Genomic DNA, 10,383 nt, shown 5'->3' with positions numbered 1-10,383 from the left:
CCGAAGCGGGGGCACCCACCGGCCAGTGGATGCCCCCGCTTCACCCTGCACACTTGACAGGAAGACCTACATATCAGTCCTGCGGGGAGTCCTGCGGCTCGCCGGATTCGCTCTCGGCCTCGTCCGGCTGATCATCGCTCGGGTCCTCGAGCCCGCTCACCCCGGCCTCGCGGTACAGCGCGATGAACTCGCGCGCCGTGTCCGGGCCGATCATCAGGCGCAGCACGGGCGAGACCTCGAAGTCGTCGCCCTGCTCCTCGAGCAGACCGGCGCGCTGCACCTTCGTGATCGAGGCCCGCACCTCCTTGGCGAAGCCCGCCTCGTCGGTCGAGGTGGTGCGGCGGTAGGCGGCCAGCGCCTGCTGCAGCTCCGCCTCGGAGACCACCGTGCGCTGACCGCGCGAGGACTGGGTGAGCAGCATCTGCCGCAGGACCAGCATCAGCACCGAGTCCAGACGATTCATGCCGGTCAGTCGGCGCAGCAGCTTGGGGGCGTCGAGGTCCTCCTCGCTCTGGCGCACGAAGGCGACCTGGGCGTCGTCGTCGACGATCAGTTCGAGGAAGAGATCCGCCAGGCGGGCCTCGAGCGCGGCGCGGTCCCGCAGCAGCTGGGCGTACCGGGCGCTGTCCCGACGCCCGTCGAGGAAGGGGCCCTGCAGGAGATGGACGAGCACCCGACGGGACTCGTCCACCAGAGCGGTGCCGGTGACGGACGGTGCACCGTCCTCCTGCTGCGCAGGATCGTCGACATCGGTGCGGGGCGCAGAGCTGATCACGAGGCCCCACCTTACCGGCGCATTTCACGCCGGACGAGCCCGTCGGAACTGAGCGGTTGGTCGAAATGCGGGCGGTCCGGTGATCCATCTGGTGCAATGGGCCCCACACGCAGGAAGACCCCCGTGCGCCCCGTGCGGAGGAATCGACCGCTAGGAGCCGACCATGGAACTGTCCACACCCGTCATCATCGGGATCGTCGCGGTAGTGCTCATCGTCCTCATCATCCTGATCGTCGTGGGAGTGATGGCCTCGAAGCGCAGGCAGGCCCGGCAGCAGGAGGCCGACCGGCAGCGTGCTGCCGAGCTGCGCGATGAGGCGAAGGCACAGGAGAAGACCGTCCAGGAGCGCGACCTGCAGGTGCGGGAGACCGAGCTGGAGGCAGACCGCGCCCGCCTCGACGCCGAGCGGAAGGCCCAGACGGCCGAGCAGGAGCAGATCGCGGCCGAGCGCCGCCATGCCGAGGCGGAGAAGCAGCGCGCCGCGGTCGAGCAGGAGCGCGGCACCATGGAGGAGCGGCTCGCCGAGGCCGACCGGCTCGACCCGAACCCCCCTGCCGACCCCCCTCACCGCACGGGGGACGATGCCGTCACCGATGACCCCGCCACCCGACGCACGGGCCACGGCCGTCGCGCCGCCCGCCCCGCGGACGAGGCGTCGCTGACCGAGGACGCTCCGGAACCCGCCCCGGTCTCCGAGGGGCACGTCGACCAGCACCGTGCCGAGGAGGGCGACCACCTCGCCGAGCGCGATCGCACCGACGAGCAGGATCCGCTCGCCCCGCAGCAGCTGCGGGACCGCAACGATCAGCTGCCCCCCGAGGCGCCGGAGTTCCGCGATCCGCAGGACGGCTCGCACCGGGACTGAGCGCACGGCGAGCCGCACCGACGGCGGCCCGGGAACCTCGAGAGGAGGTCTCCGGGCCGCCGTCGGCGCGTCAGCCGCCAGTACCCGGGCCTGCGCGCCCGTGCCAGACTGACGGCCATGCCCGCCGGACCCTCACGCACCCGCATGGACGACCTCACCGTCGAACGGGTGCTGCGGGTGGTCGAGGCGATCCCTCCCGGACAGGTCGCGGCCTACGGCGAGATCGGCGCGATCATCGGCGTCGGCCCCCGCCTGGTGGGCCGCATCCTGCGCACCTGGGGGTCCGGGGTGCCGTGGTGGCGGGTCACCAGCGCCTCGGGCGACCATCCGCTGCTGGCCCGTGCGCTGCCCCACTGGGAGGCGGAGGGCATCGAGGTGGCGACGCACGGTCGGGGGTGCCGGATGGCGCACTTCGGGGCGGACCTCGAGGAGCTGCGCGAACGCGCCCGGCCCGCCCTCGCGGAGCTCGACGGGGCCTGAACGCTCCGCCGCCGGGCCCGGGTCACTCGAGGGGGACGTCCTCCAGGAAGTAGAACGCCGGCACCTTCGCCGCGTAGTCGTTGCCGTCCAGCTCGCGCCAGCTGAGGACCTCCGTGGATCCCTCGCGCTCCCGCGCATGGTTGGTCGCCAGGAACATCAGGCCGATCACGCTGGCCAGACCCTGCTCGGCGGGCCGCTCGCGCAGCACATCCCCGAGGGAGGCCTGCCCGCTGCGGCCGCGCACCTCGTTGATGTCCGTGGTCAGGCCCACGATGTCGATGTCGTGGGTGCGCACCAGATCCTGCAGCACCTCGATGCTGAGGGCGGTGGCATCGTGGACCTCGGCCTCGGCGGGGGCGCCGGGATCGGTGGGGTCCTTCAGCCGGTGCTGGGACACGGAGCTCAGCAGCACCCGGGAGAGATCCAGCTCGAGCGGGAAGGGCGTGCGGGTGGGCACCTCGTCCTTCTGCGCGAGCGCGAGCCCCTGGGCCTCCTGCAGCGTCTCCAGCAGCACGCGGTGCTGCCGGAAGTCCTGGGAGCGCACGAAGCGGGCCAGCGACCGGTACAGCTCCGTCTTGACGTCCAGCACCTCCTGCGCCGGTTCGTAGAGATCGCTGAACACGCCCGCGAGCTTCTCGCGCTCGTCCCGGCCGAGCGAACGGGCGAAGTCCCGCTCGAGCAGACGGTCCACCAGCTCCTGGGTGGTGCGGGTCTGCGCGGGGTCGTTGAGCATCCGGAAGAACGCGGTGAAGGTCCGGCCCACGCTGGACTGTCCCAGCAGGTCGTCGCCCGCCAGCAGCTGCTCGAGGATCTCGCCGCGCGAGCCCTCCGGCGAAAGGATCTGCTCGCGCAGGTGCAGGTCCACGGCGCGCAGGTCCTCCCGGTACTGGAGGAAGTCACCGGAGAGCTCGGTCGCGATCTGCAGGATGTCCCGCAGCTTGTCGGTGGAGGCCTCGGGGCTGGGCAGCATCAGCTCCCCCTCGGCGAGGTCCCGGATCTCCGCCTCGATCCGCTCGCGGCGGCGCTGCAGATCCGCCAGGCGCACGTCCCGATCGGTCTCGGTCTCCTGAGCGAGGCGCTCGAACTGCTGGACCACCAGCTGCAGCCGGGACTGGGTCGTGGTGGGCCGGTGCTCCTCGAGCGAGGCGATGAACTGGATCGCGTCGATCGTCGCCGGGGACGGCTCGAAGGTGGTCTCGGTGTGCTGCGGGTCGTCGCGGCGGGTCAGGTAGCCCTCGCGCACCCAGCCGTCCACGTACTCCGCGGCGCTGCGGCCGCCGCGCCCCTCCCCGCTGGGATCGAGGTCCTCGGGCGCGGCGTCGTCGTGGTCATCGGGCGCTGCCTCGTCGCGATCGTCATGCAGCAGCGGCAGGTGCGCACCGACCCGGGCGACCAGTTCGCTGCGCGGGAGCCGACGGTCGCCGGCGGGGAAGGTCGCCTGCAGGATGGCGAGCACCGCCGGCGCCTTCGTCGCGGCCAGGAGGCGCCAGGTGCTGGCCCGGCGCAGCTGTTCGTAGGTCTCCTTGCGCGCAGACACGGCATCGGTGCGGCGGTCGGTCCACCGGTTCGGCTCGGTCGTGGTCACGAGGGGAGAGTCTAGCGTCCCGTCCCTCGGCGGCGACGGCAACCCCCGGCCCGCGGAGGTCGTCGATTTCGTTGCCAAGCTGTGTCCGGTATGTCCCGCGATCCGCGTGCCGCCTGGGGTAACTTCGCGATGTGGCGAAACTCTGCTCCCCGTCGGCGGTGCGCGATCTCCGCCACGTCATCGTCATCTTCGAAGGAGAACCCCATGCAGCGTAGGAACTTCCTTGCCCTCTCCGGCGCCGGCCTGGCCGCGGCGGGCCTCGCCGCGTGCGGCGGCTCCGACAGCGGCGGCGGCGAGAGCAGCAGCTCGGAGGTCGAGGTCTTCACCTGGTGGGCGCAGGGCTCGGAGAAGGCCGGACTGGATGCGCTGGTGGCTCAGTTCGAGAAGGACTACCCGGACCTCACCTTCGTCAACGCCTCGGTCGCCGGCGGCGCCGGCAGCGCGGCCAAGGACATGCTGCAGTCCCGCCTCCAGGCCGGTGACCCCCCGGACACCTTCCAGGCGCACGCCGGTCTCGAGCTCACCGACTACATCGATGCCGGTCAGCTCGAGGACGTCTCGGCGCTGTACGAGGAGTACGGGCTCACCGACGCCTTCCCCGAGGATCTGGTGACCCTGCTGACCGTGGACGAGATGATCTACTCCGTCCCCTCGAACATCCACCGCTCGAACGTGGTCTGGACGAACACGGCGGTGCTCGAGGCCGCCGGCATCGATCCCACCGTCGTCCCCGCCGATGTCGAGGCCTTCATCGCCGACGTCGAGAAGGCCGCGGCCTCCGGTGTCACCGGCCTGTCGGTCGGCACCACCTGGACCCAGGTCAACCTGCTCGAGGCGGTCCTGATGGCGGATCTGGCCAGCACCTCCTACAACGGTCTGTGGACCGGGGAGACCGACTGGTCCGGCAGCGACGTCACCACGGCGCTGGAGCACTTCGGGGCGCTGATCGCGCTGACCAACACCGACCGCGACGGCCTGGACTGGACCGACGCCACCCAGATGCTGATCGACGGCACGGCCGCCTACAACATCATGGGCGACTGGGCGGTGGCCTCCTTCCAGCAGGCGGACCTGGTGGACGGCGAGGACTTCGGCTACTTCCCGCTCAGCGGCGGCGAGGAGATCTTCGGCTTCCTGGCCGACTCCTTCACCCTGCCCGTCGGCGCACCGAACCCGGACGGCGCGAAGGCCTGGCTGGACACCATCAGCTCCCAGGAGGGACAGGTCGGCTTCTCGCTCGCCAAGGGCTCGATCCCCGCGCGCACCGACGTGGACACCGCGGAGTTCCCCGCCTACCAGCAGACGGCGATCGACTCGTACGCGCAGGACGCGATCTCCCCCTCGCTCGCCCACGGCGCCGCGACCCCGGTGGCCTGGCTGAACGACGTCTCGGACGCGACCAGCAAGTTCACCACCGGTGCGAGCGACGTGGCCGGGTACCAGGACGAGCTCGCCGCGATCGCCGAGTCCAACACCTCGGCCTGACCCGCGCACGACGACGGGAACGGCTCCGGGGCGCTCGCCCCGGAGCCGTTCCCTCCCTGAACCCCGGCATGGCCGGGAGCGAGGAGCCCCTGTGAAGAAGCTCGCCGGGCACTACGGTGCCCCGCTGCTGATGATCCTGCCGTCGATCCTGCTGATCGGCATCTTCGTCTACGGCCTGCTGGGCGTGAACTTCTGGACGTCCATGACGGACAACCACACCGCCGCGCAGGCCTCCGGCCGGGAACCCGTCGCTTTCGTGGGGCTGACGAACTACATCGAGCTGCTGCTCACCGAGGACTTCCGCCACTCGCTGGCGAACCTGGTGCTGTTCACCGCCACCTTCCTGGTGGGGGCGATGGCGATGGGATTCCTCTGGGCGTGGCTGCTGGAGCGCCCGCTGAAGGGCGGGCGCCTGTTCCAGACCATCTACCTGTTCCCGATGGCCGTCAGCTTCGTCGCCTCCGGTGTGGTGTGGCGCTGGCTGCTGAACTCCAACCAGGGCGAGAACGCGAGCGGCCTGAACCGGCTGTTCCAGATGATCGGCCTGGACTTCCTGCAGAACCCGTGGTGGAACAACATCACCTTCGGCATCGTGGCGATCGCGCTGCCCGCGATCTGGCAGCTGTCCGGCTATGTGATGGCTCTGTTCCTGGCCGGTTTCCGCGGGGTCCCCGACGAGCTGCGTGAGGCGGCCCGCATGGACGGTGCCAGCGAGTGGCAGGTCTACCGCATGGTGATCTTCCCGCAGCTCACACCGGTGCTGATGAGCGCCATCGTGATCATCGCCCACATGTCGCTGAAGTCCTTCGACCTGATCATGTCGATCTCCTCGGCCGCCGCCTACCAGACCAAGGTGCCCGCGGTGGACATGTTCCTGTTCAAGTCGGGCTTCGACTACGCGAACTCCGCCGCGGTCGGTGCGTTCCTGCTGATCATCATCGCCTTCCTGATCGTCCCCTATCTCGTCCAGCAGCATCGGAGCCGTACCCGATGAGCACTTCCGTCACCACCCCGGCGCCGGCTTCCGCTCCCGCCGTGCCTCCCCGCCCCCGCGGGGGACTTCCCTGGGCGCACCTGCTGCGCCTGCTCGCCATCGTCCTCGGCGTGGTCGTGGTCCTGATCCCCGTGTACGTCCTGCTGATCACCAGCGTCAAGGGCCCCGCGGACGCGAGCTCCGCGCGCGCCTGGGCGCTTCCACAGGACTGGACGTTCTCGAACTGGGCCGTCGCCTGGGAGGCGCTGTCCCCGTCGATCTGGCGCAGCATGCAGATCGTGGTCCCTTCGACGATCATCTCCGCGCTGCTCGGCTGCATGAACGGCTTCGTCCTCTCCCGCTGGCGCTTCCCCGGTGCGGACCTCGTCTTCACCCTGATCCTGTTCGGGATGTTCCTGCCCTACCAGGCGGTGATGATCCCGCTGATGCAGATGCTGCTGGCCGTCAACGTCCCCAACGGCGTCCCCTCGCTGATCCTGCTGCACGTGGTGTTCGGCATCCCGATCACCACGCTGATCTTCCGCAACTACTTCGAGTCCGTGCCGCATGAGCTGATCGAGTCCTCGACGATGGACGGTGCGGGCATGCTCCGCACCTTCTGGCACATCGCTCTGCCGCTGGCCATCCCCGGCTTCGTGGTGGTGCTGATCTGGCAGTTCACCAATGCCTGGAACGACTTCCTGTTCGCGGTGTTCTTCTCCTCCCCGGCCAACGGACCGGTGACCCTGGCGCTGAACAACCTGGCCAACGGCGCGCTGCTGGCCAACTACGGGGTCTCGATGGCGGGCGCAGTGCTGGCCTCCCTGCCCACGCTGCTGGTGTACATCCTGCTGAGCAAGTACTTCCTGGCGGGACTGATGCAGGGCTCCGTCAAGGGCTGAGGCTGCGCGAGCGAAGCTCAGTCGGAGCGTCCCGGTGCTCGGCCGGTCCGCCCCACCGAAGAACTGCCGTATATGGCGAGCGAACGCCCTGGAGGGGTTCGGCGCTCATATACGGCAGTTTTCTGGTGGCGATGCCGGGGTGGTGCTGCCGGGTCCGGCCGGGGCTCCCGAGCCCGGATCGCCTCACCGGACAGCCCGCTCCCGGGTACACTCGTTCGTGAACGTTCACGACGATGGTCGTGAGCACTCTCGAGCCCAGGAGACGCCTCACCGATGAGCACCCCGCTGCCCCCTGCCGATCACTCCGACCGCTGGTGGGAGGAGCTCCCCGCCGGCCGGAACCGCCTGCGCGGTCGCGCCCACCTGCACTCGGATGCGCCGGAGCTGAACCTCGACGGGGACTGGGGGTTCCGCTACGGCACCCGCGCCGACGGCACCGACCTCGGCGAGCCCGCGACCATCGCGGTGCCCGGGATGTGGCAGCTGCAGGGCTACGGCGCCCCGCAGTACACCAACGTCATCTACCCGATCCCGCGCGAGGTCCCGCACGTGCCGGACGAGAACCCCACCGGCCACTACTCGCGCACCGTGACCGTCCCCGCCGAATGGGCCGAGCAGCTCGCCGCCGGGGCGCGCGTGCTGCTGCGCTTCCAGGGCGTGGACTCGGCGGCGAAGGTGTGGATCGACGGGATCGAGATCGGCGTGACCGCCGGGTCCCGCCTCACCCAGGAGTTCGACGTCACCGAGGCGCTCTCCTCCCCCGGTGAGCACCTGCTCGAGGTGCGCGTGGTGCAGTGGTCGGTGAACACCTACGTCGAGGACCAGGACATGTGGTGGGCCTCGGGCATCTTCCGCAGCGTGGACCTGCTGCTGCGCCCGACGGGTGGGATCCATGACCTGGTCACCGTCGCGGACTTCGATCCGGCCACCGGCCAGGGCACCCTGAGCGCGACCGCCGTCGACGCGGACGGCGCCGAGGTCGTGGCGCGGGTCGAGATCCCTGCGCTGGGCCATTCGGCCACGACCGGCGTGGATCCCCTCGCCGTGGGCGAGGTGCGCCCGTGGTCCGCCGAGGACCCGCACCTGTACGACGCCACGATCAGCACGGACACCGAGACCGTCACCCTGCGGGTGGGCTTCCGCCGCGTCGAGGTGGACGGGGAGATCTTCCGCGTCAACGGTGAGCGCATCGTGTTCCGCGGCGTGAACCGTCACGAGGCGGATCCGGTCCTCGGGCGCACCCAGCACGAGGGCAATCAGGACCTCGACGTGGCGCTGATGAAGCAGCACAACCTCAACGCGGTGCGCACCTCCCACTACCCGCCCCATCAGCGCTTCCTCGAGGTGTGCGATGAGGCCGGGCTGTACGTGATCTGCGAGGGCGACTTCGAGACCCATGGGTTCCACGCCGACTCGACCTGGGGCGAGGACGGCACCGGCGCGGCCGAGGGGCCGGCGCAGAACCCGCTGTTCGAGGCGTCGCTGGTGGAGCGCTCCGAGCGCTTCGTGCGCCGGGACCGCAACCATGCCTCGATCATCATGTGGTCGATCGGCAACGAGGCCGCCTCCGGCCCGGTCACCGAGGCGATGGTGGCCGCCGTGCGCGAGACCGACCCGAGCAGGCCGGTGATCTACGAGCAGGACTACGCCGCGGAGTACGTGGACGTGTTCTCCCTGATGTACTCCACGATCGAGGAGTCCGCGCAGATCGGGCGGCGGGAGCTGAGCCAGGAGTACCAGGACAAGCTCACCCGCATGCTGGCCGGCTTCGCGCTGGAGGTGCCCGAGGGGCATTTCGCGAACCCGCCGGCGCTGACCAAGCCGTTCCTGTGGATCGAGTACGCCCACGCGATGGGCAACGGCGCCGGCTCGCTGCAGGAGTACATGGCGCTGACCGAGCAGTACCCGGCGCTGCACGGCGGCTTCATCTGGGAGTGGATCGACCACGGTCTGGAGACCACCGACGCCGAGGGCCACCGCATCTACGGCTACGGCGGCGACTTCGGCGAGCGCCTGCACGACGGCAACTTCGTGGCCGACGGCCTGGTGCTGCCCGACCGCACCCCGTCCCCGGCCCTGCTGGACGCCAAGCACCACTACTCCCCCGTCGGGCTCGAGGTGTCCCCGGGCAGTGCGCGGATCACGAACCGCTACGCCTTCAGCGACCTGAGCCACCTGCGCGCCGAGGTGTCGCTCGATGCCCAGGCCAGCTGGCAGCAGCTCGAGCTGCCGCAGGTGGGCCCCGGGCAGAGCGCCGAGGTGGCGCTGCCCGTGCACGACGGCGCGACCACCACGGTCCGCCTGCTCACCCGCGCGGCGCAGGGCCCGGTCCCGGCCGGTCACCTGATCGTGACCGCCGACCACGTGGATGCCGAGCGGCTGCGCGCCGCGCACGCTCCCTCGGCCGCTGATCGCCTCGCCCCGACCCGTGGAGACGACGGATCCTGGAGCCTGGGCCCGGCCCGCTTCGACGACCTGGGCCGCCTGGTGGGCCTGGGCGCGCTGGAGATCGAACATGCCGGGGTGGATCTGTACCGCGCCCCGGTGGACAACGAGCGCGCCCGCACCCGCGCCCCGCTCGAGGCGCGGTGGAAGCGGATCGGGCTGGACCATGCCCGTCGCCGTCTGGTGGAGATCACCCCCGATGCTGCCGACGGGGAGGTCCTCGTCGTCCGCAGCCGGATCGGCCTGGACGGCTCGGCGCTCGGCGCCGACGTCACCGAGCGCTGGACCGCGGACGCGGACGGGGTGGATGTGGAGGTGACGGTGACCCCCTCGGCGTTCTGGCCCACCGACCTGCCGCTGCCGCGGATCGGCTGGACCTTCGCTCTCCCCTCGGCCCCCGACCAGGTGGCCTACGAGGGGTTCGGCCCGCACGAGTCCTATCCGGACACCGGCGGCGGCACCACTTTCGGCCGCTGGTCCTCCTCGCTCGCGGAGTTCCAGGTGCCGTACGTGTTCCCGCAGGAGAACGGGAATCGCGCCGGGACGGTGCGCGCGGCGCTGACCGGTGGGGACGGGCCCTCCCTCGCGGTGCGGGCACCGGAGGGTCTGGGGCTCGCGGTGCGCCCCTGGTCCACGGCGGAGCTCGACGCCCGGGCGCACGACGGGGCGCTGCACGCCGATGGCCGCACCTGGGTGACCCTCTCCTCCGCGCTGCACGGCGTGGGCTCGGCGGCCTGCGGACCGGAGCCGCTGCCGCAGTACGTGCTCTCCGCCCGGGAGGACAGCTTCCGCTTCCGTCTGGCCGCCGACCCGGTCTGAGATCACCACCCCTCGGCACCCCGGTCACGGCGGCGCCCGATAGGCTGGAGCAGG

8 protein-coding genes are annotated in these 10,383 nt (G+C 70.8%); 6 read left to right on the top strand and 2 right to left on the bottom strand.

Going from position 1 to position 10,383, the window contains the following annotated elements:
* Positions 1–73: 73 nt before the first annotated feature.
* Complete coding sequence (locus tag ACHUEU_RS12940) at positions 74–775, bottom strand: DUF4194 domain-containing protein (RefSeq protein WP_394216536.1); 702 nt, start codon at positions 773–775, stop codon at positions 74–76.
* Positions 776–938: 163 nt separating this feature from the next.
* Between ACHUEU_RS12940 and ACHUEU_RS12935 the strand changes: the two genes are divergently transcribed.
* Both ACHUEU_RS12935 and ACHUEU_RS12930 read left to right on the top strand, forming a co-directional pair.
* Positions 939–1,640 (top strand): hypothetical protein, encoded by a 702-nt coding sequence (locus tag ACHUEU_RS12935; protein ID WP_394216535.1) that lies wholly within the window; start codon positions 939–941, stop codon positions 1,638–1,640.
* A 117-nt stretch (positions 1,641–1,757) separates the two neighbouring features.
* On the top strand, positions 1,758–2,120 hold the full coding sequence (locus ACHUEU_RS12930; RefSeq protein ID WP_394216534.1) for an MGMT family protein: 363 nt from the start codon (positions 1,758–1,760) through the stop codon (positions 2,118–2,120).
* Positions 2,121–2,142: 22 nt separating this feature from the next.
* Here ACHUEU_RS12930 and ACHUEU_RS12925 read toward each other — a convergent pair whose 3' ends face one another.
* Positions 2,143–3,705, bottom strand: a complete 1,563-nt coding sequence (locus tag ACHUEU_RS12925) for a DUF3375 domain-containing protein (RefSeq protein ID WP_394216533.1) — start codon at positions 3,703–3,705, stop codon at positions 2,143–2,145.
* Between the two features lie 204 nt (positions 3,706–3,909).
* Here ACHUEU_RS12925 and ACHUEU_RS12920 point away from each other — a divergent pair, with 204 nt between their 5' ends.
* The 4 genes from ACHUEU_RS12920 to ACHUEU_RS12905 all read left to right on the top strand — a co-directional run bounded on the left by ACHUEU_RS12920 (position 3,910) and on the right by ACHUEU_RS12905 (position 10,329).
* Positions 3,910–5,190 carry an ABC transporter substrate-binding protein gene (locus ACHUEU_RS12920; RefSeq protein ID WP_394216532.1) on the top strand — a complete coding sequence of 427 codons (1,281 nt, stop codon included), beginning with the start codon at positions 3,910–3,912 and terminating at the stop codon, positions 5,188–5,190.
* A 130-nt stretch (positions 5,191–5,320) separates the two neighbouring features.
* On the top strand, positions 5,321–6,184 hold the full coding sequence (locus ACHUEU_RS12915) for a carbohydrate ABC transporter permease (protein ID WP_394216539.1): 864 nt from the start codon (positions 5,321–5,323) through the stop codon (positions 6,182–6,184).
* Positions 6,181–7,065 (top strand): carbohydrate ABC transporter permease, encoded by an 885-nt coding sequence (locus ACHUEU_RS12910; RefSeq protein ID WP_394216531.1) that lies wholly within the window; start codon positions 6,181–6,183, stop codon positions 7,063–7,065. The genes ACHUEU_RS12915 and ACHUEU_RS12910 overlap by 4 nt, the downstream gene beginning before the upstream one ends.
* A gap of 273 nt (positions 7,066–7,338) precedes the next feature.
* Entirely contained in the window at positions 7,339–10,329 is a 2,991-nt protein-coding gene (locus tag ACHUEU_RS12905; protein WP_394216530.1) for a glycoside hydrolase family 2 TIM barrel-domain containing protein, read from the top strand.
* Positions 10,330–10,383 lie beyond the last annotated feature (54 nt).

It is taken from the genome of Brachybacterium vulturis (assembly GCF_043641765.1).
GTDB classification, from domain to species: Bacteria; Actinomycetota; Actinomycetes; order Actinomycetales; family Dermabacteraceae; genus Brachybacterium; species Brachybacterium vulturis_A.
Note: the sequence above shows the minus strand (reverse complement) of the source record. Positions and strands in the feature narration are given on the sequence as shown.

What these genes read in the sequence shown, in the direction of transcription:
- ACHUEU_RS12935 (WP_394216535.1), top strand. Translation starts at nt 939, where the DNA reads ATGGAACTGTCCACACCCGTCATCATCGGGATCGTCGCGGTAGTGCTC.
- ACHUEU_RS12930 (WP_394216534.1), top strand. Translation starts at nt 1,758, where the DNA reads ATGCCCGCCGGACCCTCACGCACCCGCATGGACGACCTCACCGTCGAA.
- ACHUEU_RS12920 (WP_394216532.1), top strand. Translation starts at nt 3,910, where the DNA reads ATGCAGCGTAGGAACTTCCTTGCCCTCTCCGGCGCCGGCCTGGCCGCG.
- ACHUEU_RS12915 (WP_394216539.1), top strand. Translation starts at nt 5,321, where the DNA reads ATGATCCTGCCGTCGATCCTGCTGATCGGCATCTTCGTCTACGGCCTG.
- ACHUEU_RS12910 (WP_394216531.1), top strand. Translation starts at nt 6,181, where the DNA reads ATGAGCACTTCCGTCACCACCCCGGCGCCGGCTTCCGCTCCCGCCGTG.
- ACHUEU_RS12905 (WP_394216530.1), top strand. Translation starts at nt 7,339, where the DNA reads ATGAGCACCCCGCTGCCCCCTGCCGATCACTCCGACCGCTGGTGGGAG.